Raw genomic sequence first — 20,637 nt, forward strand, 5'->3', positions numbered from 1 at the left:
TTTTTGAAAGGTCTATATATGAGAGACGAACAATTTACCATCATCGGACGTAATCCTGTTATAGAAGCCTTCCGTGCAGGAAAGGCAGTTGACCGCCTGTTTCTTCAGGACGGTGTGCATGACGGTCCTGTTTCCACCATCATAAGAGAAGCAAAGAAGGCCGGTATCAAGCCGGAATTCGTCAAAAAGGAAAGACTGGATGAAATCGCCGGTCAGGGTTCGCACCAGGGTGCTATAGCATATCTTGCTGCTTTCCATTACAGCACGGTCGAAGAGATTCTGGACTATGCCAGGGAGAAAAATGAGAGCCCGTTTCTTTTTATCCTGGACGGCATAGAAGATCCTCACAATCTCGGTGCCATGATACGTACTGCGAATCTTGCAGGAGCTCACGGTGTTATCATTCGCGAAAGACGTGCTGTGGGGCTCACTTCAACAGTTGCCAAGACTTCAGCCGGTGCCCTGGAGTACACAAAGGTTGCCAAGGTCACAAATATCGGTCAGACCATCGAGGATCTAAAAAAGGAAGGACTTTGGTTCGTTTGTGCCGACATGGATGGCGAGCAGATGTATAAGCTGAATCTGAAGGGTGCCATCGGTCTCGTTATCGGAAATGAAGGCGAGGGCGTTTCACGACTCGTAAAGGAGAAGTGTGATATGATTGCTTCCATTCCAATGTTCGGAAACATTGATTCACTCAATGCTTCTGTGGCCTGCGGAGTTCTCGCTTATGAGATAGTGCGCCAGAGACTTAACGGATAAGGTATAAGATACCAAGCATAATAGGAGCTATAAAAGCCGGGTATGTTTCCCGGCTTTTATTTTGCGAAAAAAAAGGGTATTCTAGGGGAGACATTTATTTTATTCTGGAGAATTTACGGAAACTCTCCGGAAGTTAACAGCGGAAAGTGATTTATCATGGAAATATCAGGTAAAACCAAAATGATCTGCCTTCTGGGCAGCCCCGTATCACACAGCCTTTCACCTGCCATGCACAACGAAGGCTTCAAGCAGCTTGACCTTGACTACTGTTACCTTGCCTTTGACGTAAAAGAGGGGGAGCTTCGCGGTGTCCTTGACAGCTTCAAAAAGATGGGAGTAAGAGGCTTTAATCTCACCATGCCACTTAAAACAGAAGCTGTAGCCCTTTGTGACAAACTGAGTCCCGCCGCAAAGATTGCTGAAAGCGTAAATACCGTGGTTATCGAGGATGACGGAACCGTCACAGGACACACCACCGACGGAATCGGATTTACGGAATCGGCACGACAGGCCGGGGTACATTACATCGGAAAAAAGATCACCATCCTCGGAACAGGAGGTGCCGGAATAGCTGTGCTTACCCAGCTGGCACTGGATGGCGCAAAGGAGATTTCCGTTTTTGAACGATCCGGAAGCAGGTTTAAGGAAAGAACTGCTGCAACCATTAAAAAGATACATGATGCAACATCCTGCAAGGTCTCTGTTTTTGATTACGACGATGAGGTAATGAAGCGAGAAATCTCCGAATCCGTTCTTCTCATCAATGCCACAAACGTTGGCATGGCACCAAACCCGGAGGGAAATCTCATAAAGGACGCTTCGTGGCTTACTGAAAGAGCCGCCGGAATGAACGAGAAACTGACAGTTTCCGATGTCATTTACAATCCGCGAAAAACAAAGCTTCTTGAAATGGCAGAAGAGTGCGGACTCAATGCCTTTAATGGTATGTATATGCTGCTTTATCAGGGGGCTGCTGCCTTCGAGCTCTGGACCGGACAGAAGATGCCGGTGGAGATCGTAAAAGAAAAATACTTTGATATATGACTTAGGCGAGGGAAACTATTAGTAACAGCTCCACCAAGGCATGACTATAATATTGTTGCCTTAGGATTGATTGCATTCTCGAAAAACAGCAAAGGAAGTCAACCGGAGAAACGGGATCATCTTTAAAATCTAAATAAACTTTGATTTTTATTAAATATGTTGATTGAACGATTACAACTTTTACACTAATTATTCTTCATTAAGCATGATTTTATCTAAAACAGGAGGAAACCAAAGTGACAAACCCTCAGACCCTCGAAAAACTGAAGAAAAAGAACATTGCCCTCATCGGCTTTATGGGAGCAGGAAAATCCACTGTTTCCTCTTGCCTTAAAGACATGCTTGGAATGACAGAAGTGGACACTGATGCCGAAATTGTACGTCGTGAAGGCATGCCCATAAATGAAATCTTCGAAAAGCACGGTGAAGACTATTTCAGAAAATGCGAGAGCGAGGTCATCCTTGACCTCCAGAAATCAAGCGGCATCATCATTTCCTGCGGAGGCGGAGCGGTTCTTCGTGAAGAAAACGTCACAAACCTGAAAAAAGGAAGCATCATAGTTCTTCTTACCGCAACCCCCGAAACCACCCTCGAAAGAGTTAAGGATTCCGATGTGCGCCCCATCCTTAACGGCAACATGAATGTTGAATTCATCCGAAGCCTCCAGGAGAAGAGAAACGCGAAATACGAGGCTGCTGCGGATATCATCATCGCAACCGACGGAAAGACCGTTCAGGAAATCTGTGAAGAACTGGTGCAGGCAGTTGTGAATTCCTGACGATTCAGCCGGCATGGTTCGTGAAGACCGTGGTCGGCTCTTTTCCCCATAATCCGGAGTTATTGGAACCACTGATTGACCTTAAAACTCAGAATTCAGAATATAAGTCAATGTAACCTGCCATTCAGGATGACCTAAATCCTGATTGCCTGAAATTGAGTCATTGTAACCTGCCATTCAGAATGACCCAAATCCTGATTACCTGAAATTAAGTCATTATAACCTGCCATTCAGGATGACTCAAATCCTGATTACCTGAAATTAAGTCATTATAACCTGCCATTCAGGATGACTCAAATGCTGGTAACCGGAATATGGGTCAATGTAATGCCTTGTTCACTGCGAAAATAAGGCATACCGGCTGAACTGCTTCGGCCCACTGCCTGAATTTTATCAATTTTTCAACTGTATATTGACATTGGTATGTCCATATGCTAAATTTAGTAGGTTCTCACTTGAGAGAGCAAATGCTGGTATAGCACAGTCGGTAGTGCGTCGCATTGGTAGTGCGGAGGTCACCGGTCCGATTCCGGTTACCAGCTTTTTTATTGCATAAAGCCCGATCGCAAACCAAATGCGACCGGGCTTTTGTATTTATTTCTACGATACTCATCCGAAAAATCACTTTTCCAAGGCCTTCTCGTCCCATACCGGGACATCTACCCCTACTACAGCTGAGGTAAACTGTGTACCATCCTTCGCTTTGAAGTGTTCCTAGGCCTTTTTTATGAAGTATTATTTTGTATGCAAATGATCTAAATCTCAACACGTTCCTTAAAATCCCATAGAAACCCACTATTTAAACCGTTATAATCATATATGGCATTGCCTAAAATTAACGAAAGAGAGCTTTACCAATGAATAAACAACAACTTGCAGCAAAAATATGGGCATCCGCAAATGAAATGCGTTCAAAAATAGAAGCCAATGAATATAAGGACTATATTCTTGGCTTTATCTTTTATAAATACCTTTCGGACAAAGAAGAACAGTGGCTCTACGAAAGAGGCTATGATACTGATAGCATTAAAGATTATGTAAATGAAGAAGCTGAAGATCAGTATTCCAGCAAATCCAGTGCACAACAAAGCCTCGGTTACTTTATAGCTTACAAGGATCTTTTCTCAACCTGGATACATATGGGATCGGATTTCTCTGTTGATAATGTCAGGACCGGTCTTTCATCATTTAACCGTCTGATCTCACCATCCCACAAGAAGGTTTTCGAGGGAATATTCAACACTTTGGAAACCGGTCTGTCAAAGCTCGGTGAAAATACAAAGTCCCAGACTAAATCGGTCAGTGACCTGATTCAGCTTATAAACGACATCCCTATGAACGGTAAACAGGACTATGACGTTCTTGGCTTCATATACGAGTATCTTATTTCAAACTTCGCAGCAAACGCCGGCAAAAAAGCCGGAGAGTTCTATACTCCCCACGAAGTTTCTCTTTTGATGTCTGAAATTATTGCAGATTACCTGAAGGGCAGAACTGAAATCAAGATTTATGACCCCACGTCAGGTTCAGGAAGCCTCTTGATCAACATCGGTAAGACCGCATCAAAGTATATCGAGGATCCAAATCGAATAAGATATTACGCTCAGGAGTTGAAGGCCAATACTTATAACCTTACAAGAATGAACCTCGTTATGCGGGGTATCCTTCCTGACAACATTGTCACAAGAAACGGTGACACTTTGGAAGAAGACTGGCCTTACTTCGACGAATCTGATCCCCAGGGAACTTATGAACCACTTTATGTTGATGCAGTGGTCTCAAATCCTCCATACTCTCAAAGGTGGGATCCTTCAGGAAAAGAAAACGATGCCAGATATGCAAGATACGGTGTTGCGCCTAAATCCAAAGCAGACTATGCTTTCCTGCTTCACGACCTGTATCACCTTCAGCCGGATGGAATCATGACCATCGTTCTTCCTCACGGTGTTCTTTTCCGAGGCGGTGAAGAAGGTGCTATAAGAAAGAATCTGATAGAGCAGAATAACATTGACGCTATCATCGGACTTCCTGCCAATATCTTCTTCGGAACCGGAATACCTACCATTATCATGGTTCTCAGGCAGAAGAGAGAACACACAGACGTTCTCATCATTGATGCTTCGAAGAACTTTACAAAGGAAGGTAAAAACAACAAGCTTAGGGCTTCCGATATAAGAAGGATCGTTGATGCAGTAAAGGAACGTAAGTCCATCGATAAATATTCCAAAATGGTAAGCCGTGAAGAGATCCGTGCCAATGACTATAACCTGAACATCCCTCGTTATGTCGATTCTTCTGAGGCTGCCGAAAGCTATGATATTTATGCATCCATGTTTGGTGGGATTCCGGAAAAGGAGCTGGAAGAGTTTGAGGCTTACTGGAAAGTTTTCCCATCTTTGAAGGCTGAGCTCTTCTCAGGCGAAAACGGATATCTTGATTTAAAGGCAGATGATATAAAATCTGCCATCAGAAATAATGCAGAAGTTAAACAGTTCCTTGATGCCTATGCAGAAGCATTTGCAGATTTTGGAAAGTATATGGATGAAGCTCTGATTGATGATGCAGAGACATTATCAATAGCTAAAACTGAAGAGCTGGTCGCTTCAAATATCTTCAAGCGCTTTGAAGATGTTGCGCTCCTTGATCCTTATTCCGCTTATGAGCTTTTTGAAGCAAAGTTTACTGAGATTTCAGGAGACCTTGAAATCATTCAGACCGAAGGAATGTCAGCGGTAAAGATCGTTGATCCGAACATGGTTATAAAGAAAAAGAATGGCAAGGATGCCGAAGTGCAGGAAGGCTGGAAGGGTCATGTTCTTCCATTTGAACTCGTTCAAAACATATGCTTACCGGAGCAGAAGGCAGAGCTTAAGAACATGCAGGAAAAGCTTGCCGAAATCCCATCGTCATATGACGAACTTCTTGAGTCATTAAGCGAAGAAGATAAAGAGACTGTATCTGATGCACTGAATGAGACAAATGATGCTTTTGTGATAAAGAACATAAAGGGAATGATCAAAATTCTGAAAGCTGATGCATCAACGGACACTCGTCTCATTGAAATCCTTCGTAAGGCAGAAGAACTGAACACAACAGAAAAGAATCTGAAAGTAAAAATCAAAGAGAATGATGAAGTACTGCATCTTGAGACTAAACGGGTAATAGAAAACCTCTCGGATGAGCAAGTTTATATGCTTCTTCATGAGAAATGGACAAGTCCTGTAATCACCGGAATCATGAAACTGTCCAGTGAAATGCTGGATGAATTCACCAAGAATATAGAGAATCTTTCTTCCAAGTACGCTATCACCATGAGCGATCTCGAAAAAGAGATCCACGAAACCGAAATATCTCTTTCAAAAATGCTTTCAGAATTAACCGGTTCTGCTGCTGATATGAAGGGAATCGAAGAACTGCAACTGTTACTGGGAGGAGCAGTCAATGAATGAAAGAAAAATTCCGAAAATAAGATTCAAAGGGTTTAGCGATGATTGGGAACAGCGTAAGTTGGGAGAGATTTGTGAGCGAGTAACCCGTAAGAATAAAAACGGTGAATCGGATTTGCCGCTAACAATAGCATCCCAGCACGGACTGATTGACCAGCGAGACTTCTTTAATAAGGTCGTAGCAGCAAAGGATATGTCTAATTATTATCTTCTTAAGAAGGGAGAATTTGCATACAACAAAAGTTATTCAAACGGATTCGATTATGGTTCCGTAAAACGGCTTAATGCCTATGAACAGGGCTGCTTATCAACACTTTACATTTGCTTTGGTATTACTTCTGATGACGTGGAATCTGATTATCTGGAGTGCTATTTCGATACGCTTAAGTGGTATGGAGATGTGTCTCAGATATGTGCAGAAGGAGCAAGAAATCATGGTCTTTTGAATGTAGATACGAAAGCTTTTTTTGAAGAAGTGACTATAGAAATGCCATCTTCGAAAGAAGAACAGCGGAAGATTTCTGCATATTTGAATAACCTTGATAACCTTATCACCCTTCATCAGGAAAAGTATGTTTTCATCTATAGAATTATGAAAAACCTTATCATACTATGTCTTTAGACGAGCGTAAGTTACAATCACTCAAATCATACACGATTTGAACCACATATTATATTTGAGCGAAATATTATAGATATAAGTTTTGAACTACATAAAGGAGCATAAATATCATGTTTAATCCCGACAGATTAGAAGATTTGCAATTCAGCACAGAAAAACAGATTATGGATCGGAAATCTGCAAGAATTAAAGCCATTAATTTAGCTGAACCTATTGTAGCAATGGCAAATGCAGATGGCGGATATCTTGCTATAGGCATTGAAGATAATGGTGATATAACAGGCATAGATGACTATGAGGAAAATATCAATGAGTTACTAACGGTTCCGTTTGACTACTGCAAACCAAGCGTTAAAGTTGATGTAAAAACAATAGATGTAGTTGATTGCAACGGAAAAGCCAATCATATTCTCAGAATGCAGGTATTCCCAAGCGACAAAGTTATCGCAAATCAGTCCGATGTAGTTTTTCTTCGTGTTGGCGATAAAAGCAAAAAATTGAATTTTGAACAACGATTACAGCTCGTTTACGCTAAAGGGGTAAAGTTCTTTGAAAATCAGCCTGTAACAGGTGCTTCCATTGATGACATAGACTTAAAATATGTAACCAACTACTGTCAGAGAATCGGTTATGAAAAGGGTGATGCAGAACATTATCTGAGGCACAACCATGACTTTATCACTACTCAGGGCGATGAAGATTTGGTGAGTGGATCGGCTATCCTTTTGTTTGGAAAAAATCCGCAGCGTTTCTTTCCACGTGCACGGATCCGGTTTATACGATATGAAGGAAAGACTGCAGAAGTTGGAGACAGGATGAATGTAATCAAGGATAAAAAATTTGATGGAAGAATCCTTGACCAGTTAAATGACGCGATTGCTTTTGTTAAAACACAGATAAGAGAATACACTAAGCTTGGTAAGGGCGCTAAGTTTCAGACTATCCCTGAATTCCCTTAGTTCTGCTGGACAGAGTTGATTGTCAATGCTGCCGCACATCGCGATTATAGTATCGGCGGAACCGATATTCAGATTAAAATGTTTGATGATCATTTTACTGTGGAAAGTCCCGGGATCCTTCCCGGCGTTGTGCGAATCAATAATATCCGCGAGTTCCACTACTCACGTAATCCTATGATTGTGGAATTGCTTAATGAGTATGATATGGTTAAGGAATTCGGAGAGGGTGTTGATCGTATATACAGAGACATGGCTGAAGCAGGACTTCCGGAACCTGAATACAAGCAATCAGAGTTTATGCTTTATGCAACTCTTAAAAATAAAAACTGGGGCAAGACCGATGCATCATGGGTGGTGACCACGCATGATGGGGTACATGACAGGGGACATGATGAGGGACATGATGGGGGACATGATGAGGGACATGATGCGGCTCATGATAAAATAGAAAACTTGATTATCTTTTGTGAAAAACCGAAAACAAGACAGGAAATCATGAATCATCTCGGATTATCAAGCAGAGGCCAATTTCTCGAAAGGTATCTAAAGCCTTTACTTGAATCAGGTCGTCTGAAAATGACTATTCCGGACAAGCCCCAAAGTAAGAATCAGAAATATGTGAGCAGTAAAGTCCAAAATTAACAGGAGCAATATTCATGGATTATTTCAAAAAAGAAATGGATTTTGAAAAAGCACTTATCACCGCACTTCAGAGTTATGGCTGGGAGAAGAAGGTGATTTACAATCCTACGGAAAAGGATCTGATACAGAACTGGGCTGATATCCTGTTTGAGAACAACAGAGATATTGACCGCCTTAATGACTGCCCCCTGATTCCGGAGGAAATGGATGAACTGCTTGAGCAGATCAGAGAAAAGAGAACACCTCTTGCCCTTAATGGATTTATAAACGGTAAAACTGTTGCCATCACCAGAAAGAATCCTGATGACAAGCTCCACTATGGGAAAGAAGTAAGCCTGAAAATATATGACCGCATGGAGATTGCAGCAGGTCAGAGCAGATATCAGATTGCCGAACAGCCACAGTTTCCACGTCACGATAAGGTTCTTCAGGACAGAAGAGGAGATCTGATGCTTCTGATAAACGGTATGCCCGTTTTTCATATCGAGCTAAAACGTTCAGGAGTGCATGTAAATGAAGCAGTAAATCAGATTGAAAAGTATGCCCACGAAAACATCTTCACCGGTCTGTTCTCGCTGGTTCAGGTTTTTGTCGCTATGAACCCGGATGAGACCTTGTACTTTGCAAACCCGGGACCGGATGGGAAATTCAATCCTGATTTCTACTTTCATTGGGCGGACATGAACAATGACCCTATAAATAATTGGAAAATAGTTGTTGAGCGCCTTCTATCCATCCCTATGGCACATCAGCTCATAGGGTTCTACACTGTCGCAGATGATGCTGACGGTGTCCTAAAGGTAATGAGAAGCTATCAATACTATGCCGCAAACAAGATTTCTGATCGCGTAGCAAAAAACGACTGGAATGCAGGCAATCAGCTTGGGAGATACGTTTGGCACACAACCGGCTCCGGAAAGACCATGACTTCCTTTAAGTCAGCGCAGCTTATTGCAAATTCAAAGGATGCAGATAAGGTTGTATTCCTTATGGACAGAATCGAACTTGGCACTCAGTCCCTTAAAGAGTATCGCGCTTTCGCAGATAATGCTGACGATGTGCAGGAAACTGAAGATACAATAACTCTTATTTCCAAGCTCAAAAGCACAGACCCTAAGAATACGTTGATAGTATCCTCTATTCAAAAAATGAGTAATATCAAAGAAGATGCTGTAAGCAAGATGCGTGCAAAGGATCTTGAGGACATGAAGAGTAAGCGATTAGTTTTCATCATAGATGAGTGCCATCGTTCAACCTTCGGAGAGATGTTATCAACCATAAAAGAAACATTTCCCAATGCTCTTTTCTTCGGATTTACCGGAACTCCGGTATTTAAAGAAAATGAGCAGGCTTTAAGCACCACATCAGATATCTTCGGAAGCGAGCTTCATCGATACAGTATTGCCGATGGAATAAGGGATAGGAATGTTCTGGGATTTGATCCTACCATGGTGTCTGTATACCGTGACAAAGACCTTAGAAAGAGGGTTGCTATTCGGGAATCGGGTGCTTCATCCGAGGTAGAAGCAATCTCTGACCCGGTAATGAGCAAAAAATATTATAAATTTATGTCCTCATCAGAAGTGCCCATGGCAGGAAAGATTCTGCCTGATGGCAGTTATCGAAAGGGAATAGAGGATTATATAGAGAAAGAAGCATGGCAAACAGATGAGTATCAGTATGCAGTTATCGACGATATGATGGAAAACTGGCCTACATTAAGCAGAAACAATAAGTTCCATGCCATATTTGCAACTGCAAGCATCCCGGAAGCCATACGTTACTACCGTAAATTCCGTGACAGATATCCTGATTTAAAGATCACCGGTTTATTTGATCCGACCATCGATAATCAAGGTGGCAGCAAGTCACTTGAAAAGGAAGATGGATTAAAGGAAATGCTGGAAGACTACAATAGTATTTACGGTCAAAACTTTGATATCGGTGGTTATGCGAAGTTTAAAAAGGATGTTTCTTCAAGACTTGCTCACAAGCGCCCTTATGAGCGCCTGAAGCCGGAACAACAGTTGGATCTTTTGATCGTTGTAAACCAGATGCTTACAGGTTTTGATTCAAAATGGATAAATACTCTGTACCTTGACAAAGTGCTTACTTATCAAAACCTTATCCAGGCCTTTTCAAGAACAAACCGTCTTTTCAATATAAATGAAAAGCCTTTTGGTTCCATAAGATATTACAGGCTTCCTCATACAATGAAAAGAAATGTGGATGATGCCGTTAAACTTTATTCCGGTGACAAACCGCAGGGACTCTTTGCAGATCATCTTCCTGCAAATGTAGCGCATATGAACATATCATTTAAGGATATGGTGGATATTTTCAAACAATCCGGCATTCCCGATATGGACCGACTGCCGGATGATACTCCTTCAAGGGCTAAGTTTGCAAAGCTTTTCCGTGAATTTTCTACATATCTTCAGGCAGCAAGGATTCAGGGCTTTAGCTGGAATAAGAAAGAGTATCCGGTAAAAACGGAGAGTGATGATGTGGAGGGCGAAAACATTATACTGATCCCAACTGAAGAACAGTATCAGATTCTTTCCCAAAGATATAAAGAGCTTCGAAGACCCGGTAGTGTAAATGGCGATTTTGAAGAAATTACTTTTCCCATTGACCCGTATCTTTCTGAGCAGAACACCGGTATCATCGATAATGACTACATGAATTCACGCTTTGAAAAGTGGAAGAAGCAGTTGGAAGACCCAGAAGCTGATCCGAAAGAGATTGAATCAACTTTAGAAGAACTGCATAAGTCATTTGCTTTCCTGTCTCAAGATGAGCAGAAATATGCAAATCTTTTCCTTCATGATGTTCAGTCCGGAGATGCCAAATTTTATGTAGATTATACGCTGCGTGACTATATCATTGAATACGCTCAGAACACAAAAACCGAGCAGATACGAATACTGGTCAAATATCTGGGTGTGTCAGAGCCTAAACTTAAAGATATGATGAATGCTCACGTTTCTCAAACAAAGCTTAACGAGTACGGACGTTTTGATGCTTTGAAAGCCACTGTGGTTCGTGAAAAAGCACAGGAATACTTTTCCAGAGTTGATGGGAAAAAGCTACCGCCATTTCTTGTAAGTAATCGTGTAGACAAGCTTCTGACTAAGTTTATCCTTGAAGATGGGTTCGATATCCCGGATCCTGACAAGACAGAAAACAATTAAATAGCTTTAAAGTCCTTCATCGGCGTAGGAAGGAGACAAAAATGCCGAATGATTTTCAACCGACCGACATGTTGAAGGACTACTATGAGAAGTGGATTTCAGTATACAAAGAGGGAGCAATCAGGGATGTCACTCTGGCAAAGTATCAAATGAGCCACATGTGGATCACCAGGCTTGCACCTGAACTCAGACTTTGTGATGTTACACGTGTTGCATACCAACAAATCATAAATGAATATGCAAAGGAGCATGAGAGACAAACAACCATGGACTTTCATCATCAGCTGAAAGGGGCAGTACTGGATGCTGTTGATGAGGGTCTTGTGCCCAGAGACCCCACAAGGAAGGTCATAATAAAAGGAAAAACTCCGTCTACAAAGAAGACAAAATATCTAAACCAATTTGAATTACATACCCTTCTTAAAAGCTTGAAGCTTGATGACACAATTAACTGGGATTGGTTTATCTTACTTGTTGCCAAAACCGGAATGCGTTTTTCAGAGGCACTCGCTGTTACGCCTAATGACTTTGATTTTGCTCATCAGGCATTATCCGTAAACAAGACCTGGAACTATAAAGCAGGCGGCGGTTTCTCCCCAACGAAGAATAAGTCTTCTGTCAGAAAAATCCAGATAGACTGGCAGCTTGTAATGCAGTTTGCAACCTTGGTCAAAGGGCTACCTTTAGATAAACCTATCTTTGCCACCAAAGAGAAGGTATATAACTCTACCGTTAATGACATCCTGACAAGATACTGCACTAAGCTGAACATTCCTGTGATATCTGTTCATGGTCTTCGTCATACACATGCCTCCATACTTCTCTATGCAGGAGTATCTATAGCGAGCGTTGCGAGAAGACTTGGGCATGCAAGTATGACAACAACACAGAAGACATCCCTTCATGTTATCCAGGAACTTGAGAACCAGGACATTGACCTTGTTATGAGATCTCTGTCAAATCTGACGTAATCGTAAAAAAACTAACGCCGATGAAGGTGTCTGCCTTTTTTCACAGCTTCAAAATCATCGTCGCAAACCTGAAATACACCAGTAGCGAGAGAGCATCCACGATGGTGGTGATGAACGGACTTGCCATAACTGCAGGGTCAAAACCCAGGCGCTTTGCACCTACGGGAAGCACACAGCCTATGAGCATGGCCATCAGAACCGCTGCAATAAGCGTCAGACATACAGTTATGGCTACAGGCACAGCCACATGATCAAAGATGAGAAGCTTTGCAAAATTGGCTGCTGCAAGAGTCAGTCCGCAGAAAACAGCGACTCTGATTTCCTTCCAGATAACTCCCGGAACATCGGAATATTCAATCTCACCGAGAGACAATCCACGGATAACCGTAACGGACGCCTGGCCGCCGGCATTACCGCCTGTGTCCATGAGCATGGGAATATAAGCCACAAGAACCGCGCACACGCTGAGGGCATCCTCAAAGGATTTAATGATGGCACCGGTAAAGGTAGCACTCACCATGAGAAGCAGAAGCCAGGGAATCCTCTTTTTATAGGTCTCAAACACGCTGGTCTTCATGTAGGTCTTGTCGGAAGGAAGGATAGCCGCCATCTTTTCCATATCCTCTGTGGCCTCTTCTTCCAGGATATCCACGATATCATCGACTGTAACGATACCCACAAGCCTGTTTTCATTATCTACTACCGGCATGGTGGTAAAGTCGTACTTCTTGAACTGTCTCGCAACTTCCTCCTGATCCATCATGGTGTTAAGGGCAATGACATTTTCATGCATTATGTCCCCGATTATCTCATCATCCTTTGAGAGCAGGAGATATCTCAAGGCAACGGTTCCAAGCAGATGTCTGCCGCTGTCCAGAACATAACACACATCGATGGTCTCGGAATCAACACCCACCTTGCGGATACGTTCGATGGCTTCCCTGACAGTAGAGCTTTCCTTGAGATCCACAAACTCCACCGTCATTATGCTTCCGGCACTGTCATCCGGATAGCGCAGAAGCTGATTTATCTCACGTCTCGTATCGGCATTGGCATTGGCCAGGATTCTCGTAACGATGTTTGCCGGCATCTCATCCATCAGGTCCGCAGCATCATCCGCCATCAGGTTATCAATGATCCCTGCCGCTTCTTTTTCGGACATGGCGCTGATTATCTTTTGCTGGAGATCCACATCGAGATATGAGAAAACGTCCGCAGCCTGATTCTTGGTCAGGATACGGAATATCTTAAGCATTCGCTCCTCATCGAGTTCCTCTATCCATGCTGCGATATCCGCATCATTATGCTCGGACAGCGCCTCACGGAGCTTCAGGTACTCCTTGTTTTCAAACATGGTGAGAAGCCCGTCAAAAACATTATTCTTTTCTTCCATCTTATATCTCCTTTTATACGGCAAAATAAGCCGCACACAGGAAGATACTCTTTAAAGGGAATTCCGGGTGTTGCAGCAGAAGATTGCCGTGATCATATTATGTGTACTTCGGGGAACAGTATCTGAACTTCGACTGTCACTTGACATATGACCACCACCCTTCAAAAGAATTTAAAATCAAGAATGATTTTTGATTTAATTCTATGTTTGGAAAATATCAAAGTCAAGGCTTTTAACTCATTAAAAAAGTTCCGCACATCTCAAAACTATGATACAATCATTCGAGCCATAATTGTACGCTTTAAGCACACTTATATTTAAGGTCCTGATGAAACACTCACCAACCCCGTGTTTCATCAGAATATTTTTTAGCGTCAAAAGATATTTCGGCTAAAGGAAAACGTTTTAAAATGCAAAAGCTTCTTTCAGTGGCAATCCCTTGCTACAATTCTCAGGAATACGTCCGCCATGCGATAGATAGTCTGCTGCCGGGCAAGGATAAGATAGAGATAATCGTTGTTAATGACGGTTCAACGGATGATACACAAAAAATAGCAGAAGAGTACGCCGGAAGATACCCCGGCACAGTTAAGGTTGTAAACAAAGAAAACGGCGGTCACGGGGATGCTGTTATGGCAGGTCTTCGGGAAGCTACCGGACTTTACTTCAGAGTCCTGGACTCAGACGACTGGCTCGACGAAAACGCTCTTTATATATTCCTGGGAACTCTCAAAAAAATGAAGGACAGCGATGATCCTGTGGATCTGATCATTACCAACTATGTTCATGAGAACGTTCTGGAAAAGAGGAGCTGCAGCATCAACTATCACGAGAATCTTCCCATAAACCGCCGCTTCACCTGGAATGAGGTGAAGGAATTTAAAATGGGTTCCTATTTTCTCATGCATGCCACCACCTTCAGGACTGATCTCCTCGTAAGCTGCAATATGGAGCTTCCGAAACACACCTTCTATGTGGATCACCTGTTTGTTTCATATCCACTTGTGCACGTTGAAAGCATGTTTTATCTGGATGTGGATCTTTACCGTTACTTTATCGGGCGGGCTGATCAGTCTGTTAATGTAAAGATAATGCTTCAAAGGATCGATATGCAGATCGAAGTAAACCGCCATATGATCTACGATCTGGACATCAAAAATATCAGCAGCGCTTCAAAAAGAGATTATATGTACTATTATATAGAACTGATTTCTCTTGTAACCATCACCCTGCTTCTTCATTCAGGAACAAAAGAAAACGAGGAACTGATGGAATCGTTCCTCGATGAGATAAAAGATAAAAAACCTGATGTTTATGACCGGATGATGCGGAAACCTATATACAGACATCCCATCCGCCCCATTCGCATCCTTCCGCATTTTATATGCTATCCGGTCTACCGGCTTGCCTTCCGGATCGGACGCCGGGTATTGGCGCTCAACTGAAGAAGCAGAAGCTGGGAGCCGCTCACTATAAGCGGGAACAGGAAACTGCAGAAACGTGACAGGATCATGGTACTTCCCATGAGATGCTTCGGTATGAGATCCGCAAAAAACAGAGCGAAACCGTACTCCGTAACTCCTGCAGCTCCCGGAAGAGGAAGAGAGGAAACAGAAAGGAACAACGCTCCCTGGGTGCAGACTCCCGTGAACCAGCCGAAACTGTCACAGCCCAAAGCCCTGGCACAGAGATACGGCACGGAATGGAAGAGTGACATCTGAACAAACGAGGTCAGAAGTATCTTCACGAATACTCTCTTGTTACTGTTCATTAAACCGGCAGCTTTACGATATCTTGCGAAAAAACGCATTATTTCGTTCTTGCTGCCGGGGTTTTTGTTTTTACGGTTAAACCTTAAGGCTATATACGCAAACATTATGGTCATCCTTCTGGAAAAAAGGATGGAGATAAGGATGGCTATAGTCACGAGGTTTATGGCAAAGCCTATGGGAAATACGTAGGAAAACTTTCCTCCCAGACTCATGATCCCCTTAGGTGTAAATATCAATCCGATGATTCCCCAGACAACCGCCATTATCTGATAACTCAGAAAGGCACATAGAAGAGAAAATGTTCCATGAGACAACTTAATCTTGTCCCTGTACATAAAGTACAGCTGCCCCGGCTGTCCTCCCGAGGAAGAAGGGGTGATGGAGCTGAAGAAGAAGCCTGCGAAGGCATATTTCATCATCTGAGGTATGCTTACCTCATATCCCGTAAGCCTTAAGCACCTTCTGATGTTAAGACCGTCAGCAATGGAATAGAGTATCATTGCTGCCACTGCAGCCGTCACCCAGCGTGGATCCGCATGCCTTAAAGTACCTGCTATATCGTTTCCGTTCAATTCCTTATATATGATAAAAAGTGTTGCTCCCCCAAGTACCAAAAGGAGAAGCGCACCAAACCAGACAGATTTTTTCTTCAATAAGTTCATCAATAACCTCCGGGGACGTTTCCGTCGTTCACTCAATAGAGTGTATCACAACACATCATAAAAATGGAAGAATATACAAGATATCGTAAACAAGCAGTCCGTAGCTGATCTTACAGATCGGTCATTCGTTCTGCTTCTCGGAAAAGCAGGAAGTTATGATGCCATGTACTATGCGGAAAGAAGTCAGGATCTTGAGCTTCTCCTTTATCACATAAATAACGTAAAGGCAATGACCTCCGGCATGAGCGACAGAGAAAAATCCGTGTTCATCAATAACTACATCTGTGACAGCTTTTCCTTCCGGCGCCATACCGGTTCATCCTCCAGTGCGGTGGAGGGCTTTAAAAGTGGCATCACCAACTGCAGGGGATACACAGCAAGCTTCTACATCATCGGCATGAACTGCGGTCTTAATGTTAAGGCAGAATGTGCACACAACAGCACCGGCAGCCATACCTACAATATTGTAAACATCGGCGGAGAAGACTATGTGGTAGATACTTCTGCCAATGATCTCTACGGAACTGATGATTATCTGCTCATTCCCTATGCCGCCTATATGGCAGGGACCAACAGTGTGAAGGTAAGGGATTCTCTGGCGGATCTTGACAGCGGAATTGTTCAAAAGCAGGTTACAATAGATGATTTATTCAAGGCAAAAGGGATATAATTACTTATCAAAGGAGCGGCAATGAGAATCACAAACAGGGACAACTATAAACTGATGAAGCTACGGACTTTCAGGAGGCGCATAGCAGCGGCCTCTATGGCTGCAGCTATACTTTCGGCTTTAGTACCTGTGGAGGCTCTGGCGGCTCCTGATAGTGTCAGTGCAGCCTCGGCAGCTCAGGCAAATCTCGCATATGAACAGCGGCTGGCACAGGCTGCTTCTGAAAACGCAGCTGTCCCTCAGACCATCAAGGATCTTTTCAATCCTTTCTTTTATGCTCTTCAGTATCCCGATGCAGCTCTTGAAGCAGGAACAGATATTGAAAGCTTATATCAGCATTTTCTGACGAAGGGTATCTATAACGGATACCGGTGTAATTCCTATTTCGATATAAAAAAATACCGGGATGACCATCCTGAGCTTGCCTCATACCTTGGAGATGACTGGGATATGTGGGTGGCTTATTTCTTTATGGGACAGAATGCGCCTGGCAGTCTCAGGGCATCCTTTGACCCGGTGTTTTATGCTGCAGCATATCCTGATGCCGCGCTGCAGTGCGGAAATGATCCTGAAGCGCTGTACCATCATTACATCACCTTCGGTCTAAATATGGGTTATGCGGGTAATGCCTACTTTAACCTTTATAAATACCGTGCCGCACATCCGGCATTTGGGAGCCTCTACGGAAATGACTGGGAAGCCTGGCTGAGAGGCTTTTATACAACAGGGCTTACCGGGGGAGGAAAGCCTGATTACAAGAGAAATGATGAGCTTAAGGCATTAACCGAAGCCCGTGGCTACGATTCCTCTGACAGCAGCGATTCCTTCGACGGAAACAGTATCTCAGACGGCAACGGTAATGTCCTCATACCTGTATCTGAGATCGGACGCTACCTTACTCTCGATGAATTGAGGGAAAGGTGCGGTGACAGCCTCATACTGGTTACCGATGCAGAGGGCTATGTGACCTTCGTTGGCGGTCACTTTACCGATGTTCAGGTCTCCGATGACCACGACTCAGAGAAGGCTATAGAGTGTATGCTGAAGCTCATCGGATTCCCTGAGGGACAGATACTGAAATTCAGCAGATCCGTAACCAACAGCATGGGCCACGTTTATTATCAGTTTACGGAAGCAGATCAGGGCGGCACCCGGAATAACTACTTAAGTGTGATCTCCCTCGGAACAGATGACAGCGGCAAGGTCATAAGCTTAAGCAGCAACTGCAATGCAAAGCTTTCGGAAGAGGATAAGGCTGAAGCTAAGGTTATCATGGATGATATCCTTAAGAAACTGGAAAAGAACAATGAAACTCTGCTCACAACCGGATTCGAAACCGTTTCTATCCCTTATCAGAATGCTTACTGTAAGGTTTTTTACGGTAAAGACAAGAACGGGCATGTGTCTAAATATATAATAAATCCGGGCGGGAACTACATATATAACATAGGAAAATACTCGGACATCCCTACTGAAGAAAATGGTTTGTACGCCTATGATTATCTCTTCGCCGATGCTGTTGAGACAGAAGCGATCAGATTTAAGGACTATTTTAACAATGATGTGACGCTTTCTGTGGCCACCATGAAGAAAGGAGAAAAGACTTACTACTATCTTGTGGATAAAGACAGAAGGATAGCGGCTAATCTCAAGGAAGCCCATGAAAACGACGATCTCACCAAGGGCTTTGACAGCCTCGATGATATCCATAGCTATTATGTCCAAAGCTTTGTTACCATACAGAAATCCTATGATTACTATAAAAAGCTGGGATTTTTTGATGACGATAAAGTAACACCTATCATAGTGCGCTTCGATGAGGATGATACTTCAGATAACGCATTCTGCTGCCATTATGGGGACTATATTGAGGTAGACATCTCCAACAATACGGGAAATGCAGCATTTGATGGCGTATCACATGAGCTTGGACACGGTATACTATTTGGGATGGCTCCGGTAACCAATTATGTTAAAGACGGTTCCTTCCATGAGGGTTACGCTGATATAAGCGGCAATATCCTTGAGATGCTTTTGTTCCTTGCGGGGGATCCCACCACGGGACAGACTGTTGATCTCGATAAATGGAGCATCGAAGAAAGCGTTGGTGTTGATACGACAATACGATCCATGGGTGACCCTGAAAGCATGGAAGGTGCCTCCAAGGTGGGAGGAAAAAACTATCTGGTAACCCACCGGGATGGTGAGAACTGTCATGCCCATGCCACCATTTACGGAAATATCTGCTACAGGATGAAGAAGGAGCTGGACATCCCTCTTGATGATCTTTTAAGGATCTGGTATGATGCGCTGCCCAATATCACCGGCAGCAGTACCTACAAGGATATACAGAGCTTTGTGGCTTATTCAACCAGGCTCCATGGATATGAAGAGCTTGCTGATGATGTATCAAAGCTTTTTGATGATGCCAATGCAGACGGATACAGTGATAAGTGGACAGAGCTTAAGGCAGCTGACGATTATGTAACTGACATTCCTGTCATCATAGATGATTATGGGGATATATTCGGTGACTATTTTAAATCTACCTACAATAACATATACCTATCCATAGCCGGTGTGGAAAACGGTACGGAGGCTAGTGTAGATAAGTACGGAAACCTTGGAGCTATTCTTGAGAAAGGAAGCAGCCTGCCTCAATATGACCGTCTGAATATTTATTACAATGAAAATATCTATTCATATCCATTTAAAGTGCCAACTGACAGTCAGGTGCATATCGACTCAAAGGATGTCATATCGGCATTAAACAGTATGTGCGAGCTGGAGTACTCAGTTGATGGATTGTCGGAGCTGGATTATGACCTTGAACTGTCAACCGATGACTACTGTGATTACTATATTTACCGAGTTGATGATGAGAATAAGGATTATGTTCCAATCTATATTCCCTTAAAAGCATATCCTGAACATACGCCTCTAAAGCTGCGCAGTGATTCAAGGTACGAATTATGCAAATATAACTATGAAAACGAAAAAGTCATAGTAGGCTCTATCGATACGGCGGATATCAGAGATAAAAGCAATGCCAAAATCACATTGTCTGTGGATGAAACAAAGGATTCAGGGGTTGATGTGACTTTGGAATTTTCAGATACTGATAATGCTGAGAACGTGCAAAACCCGGCAGAGCCGGATCATAATACAGGCAGAGCTTTGGCAGCCAGGGCAAATGTCTCCGTAGAAAGGTCGAAGGCTGCCGTGACTGAGGGTGATGCTGAGACTGCTGCTAATAGTGAAGTGGTAGTTGACGATAGCAATGATGTTAATACGAATACTGTTGGAGAAACAACTATTGCCGTAAGTGAAGTTAATGATGATACCGATATTGTTGACTCCGGTGATGATGATGTTTCTGATGTCAATAAGAATGCTGTTGGAGAGACGACGATTGCCGAAAGTAATGTTAATGATGATACCGATATTGTTGACTCCGGTGATGATGATGTTTCTGATGTCAATGAGGGCGCTGTTGGAGATACTACAGTTGACAGTAGTGTGGAAAATGCCGGAAATGATGACATGATCAATGATGTCAGGGATGAAAAGGATTCCGGTATTGCCGTTAATGATGACGTCGTAAATGAAGAAGCCGTTGGCGGTAAAGATGAGGTTGCCTGCGATGTTGATGGCACTGTCAATAGTGGTGATGAGACCGCCGTATTCGATGATTCCCTGACGGATCTTGACAGCTGAATCG

At 43.1% G+C, this 20,637-nt stretch carries 14 protein-coding genes and 1 tRNA gene; 13 read left to right on the forward strand and 2 right to left on the reverse strand.

Annotation, left to right across the window (positions count from 1 at the left end; translation table 11 throughout):
* The first annotated feature begins 18 nt into the window (after nt 1-18).
* The 10 genes from rlmB (at nt 19) to G625_RS0102460 (ending at nt 12,419) form a co-directional block, all read left to right on the forward strand.
* A complete protein-coding gene (gene rlmB / locus G625_RS0102415) occupies nt 19-762 on the forward strand; it encodes a 23S rRNA (guanosine(2251)-2'-O)-methyltransferase RlmB (RefSeq protein ID WP_029199848.1) in 744 nt (247 codons plus the stop codon).
* A gap of 156 nt (nt 763-918) precedes the next feature.
* The gene (gene aroE, locus G625_RS0102425; RefSeq protein ID WP_198014826.1) at nt 919-1,806 is read left to right on the forward strand and encodes a shikimate dehydrogenase; all 888 of its coding nucleotides are present in this window, start codon (nt 919-921) and stop codon (nt 1,804-1,806) included.
* A gap of 236 nt (nt 1,807-2,042) precedes the next feature.
* The gene (locus G625_RS17990) at nt 2,043-2,585 is read left to right on the forward strand and encodes a shikimate kinase (protein WP_049895602.1); all 543 of its coding nucleotides are present in this window, start codon (nt 2,043-2,045) and stop codon (nt 2,583-2,585) included.
* A gap of 469 nt (nt 2,586-3,054) precedes the next feature.
* Nucleotides 3,055-3,127: transfer RNA gene (locus G625_RS0102435), tRNA-Thr, on the forward strand.
* A 315-nt stretch (nt 3,128-3,442) separates the two neighbouring features.
* Nucleotides 3,443-6,034 (forward strand): type I restriction-modification system subunit M, encoded by a 2,592-nt coding sequence (locus G625_RS0102440; protein WP_029199850.1) that lies wholly within the window; start codon nt 3,443-3,445, stop codon nt 6,032-6,034.
* Entirely contained in the window at nt 6,027-6,653 is a 627-nt protein-coding gene (locus G625_RS17995; RefSeq protein ID WP_044931307.1) for a restriction endonuclease subunit S, read from the forward strand. The genes G625_RS0102440 and G625_RS17995 overlap by 8 nt, the downstream gene beginning before the upstream one ends.
* Nucleotides 6,654-6,763: 110 nt before the next feature.
* Nucleotides 6,764-7,612: an AlbA family DNA-binding domain-containing protein gene (locus G625_RS18000; RefSeq protein WP_049895604.1), complete on the forward strand. Its 849-nt coding sequence runs from the start codon at nt 6,764-6,766 to the stop codon at nt 7,610-7,612.
* Between the two features lie 15 nt (nt 7,613-7,627).
* On the forward strand, nt 7,628-8,254 hold the full coding sequence (locus tag G625_RS20875; protein ID WP_198014828.1) for an ATP-binding protein: 627 nt from the start codon (nt 7,628-7,630) through the stop codon (nt 8,252-8,254).
* A gap of 14 nt (nt 8,255-8,268) precedes the next feature.
* Complete coding sequence (locus tag G625_RS0102455; protein WP_029199851.1) at nt 8,269-11,448, forward strand: type I restriction endonuclease subunit R, EcoR124 family; 3,180 nt, start codon at nt 8,269-8,271, stop codon at nt 11,446-11,448.
* A 41-nt stretch (nt 11,449-11,489) separates the two neighbouring features.
* The gene (locus G625_RS0102460; protein ID WP_029199852.1) at nt 11,490-12,419 is read left to right on the forward strand and encodes a site-specific integrase; all 930 of its coding nucleotides are present in this window, start codon (nt 11,490-11,492) and stop codon (nt 12,417-12,419) included.
* A 40-nt stretch (nt 12,420-12,459) separates the two neighbouring features.
* On the opposite strand, the gene mgtE is transcribed toward G625_RS0102460, so the two are convergent.
* Nucleotides 12,460-13,812 carry a magnesium transporter gene (mgtE, locus tag G625_RS0102465; protein WP_029199853.1) on the reverse strand — a complete coding sequence of 451 codons (1,353 nt, stop codon included), beginning with the start codon at nt 13,810-13,812 and terminating at the stop codon, nt 12,460-12,462.
* Between the two features lie 410 nt (nt 13,813-14,222).
* Here mgtE and G625_RS18005 point away from each other — a divergent pair, with 410 nt between their 5' ends.
* Nucleotides 14,223-15,257 carry a glycosyltransferase family 2 protein gene (locus G625_RS18005; RefSeq protein ID WP_049895609.1) on the forward strand — a complete coding sequence of 345 codons (1,035 nt, stop codon included), beginning with the start codon at nt 14,223-14,225 and terminating at the stop codon, nt 15,255-15,257.
* Here the strand turns inward: G625_RS18005 and G625_RS0102475 are convergent.
* Nucleotides 15,209-16,246 (reverse strand): lysylphosphatidylglycerol synthase transmembrane domain-containing protein, encoded by a 1,038-nt coding sequence (locus G625_RS0102475; RefSeq protein WP_029199854.1) that lies wholly within the window; start codon nt 16,244-16,246, stop codon nt 15,209-15,211. The two genes, G625_RS18005 and G625_RS0102475, sit on opposite strands and share 49 nt — an antisense overlap.
* Nucleotides 16,247-16,409: 163 nt before the next feature.
* On the opposite strand from G625_RS0102475, the gene G625_RS0102480 reads away from it, so the two are divergent.
* Nucleotides 16,410-16,916, forward strand: a complete 507-nt coding sequence (locus G625_RS0102480; RefSeq protein ID WP_029199855.1) for a hypothetical protein — start codon at nt 16,410-16,412, stop codon at nt 16,914-16,916.
* Between the two features lie 21 nt (nt 16,917-16,937).
* The gene (locus G625_RS0102485) at nt 16,938-20,633 is read left to right on the forward strand and encodes a hypothetical protein (RefSeq protein ID WP_029199856.1); all 3,696 of its coding nucleotides are present in this window, start codon (nt 16,938-16,940) and stop codon (nt 20,631-20,633) included.
* Nucleotides 20,634-20,637: the final 4 nt, after the last annotated feature.

The organism is Oribacterium sp. NK2B42, from assembly GCF_000424445.1.
Classification (GTDB): domain Bacteria; phylum Bacillota; class Clostridia; order Lachnospirales; family Lachnospiraceae; genus Oribacterium.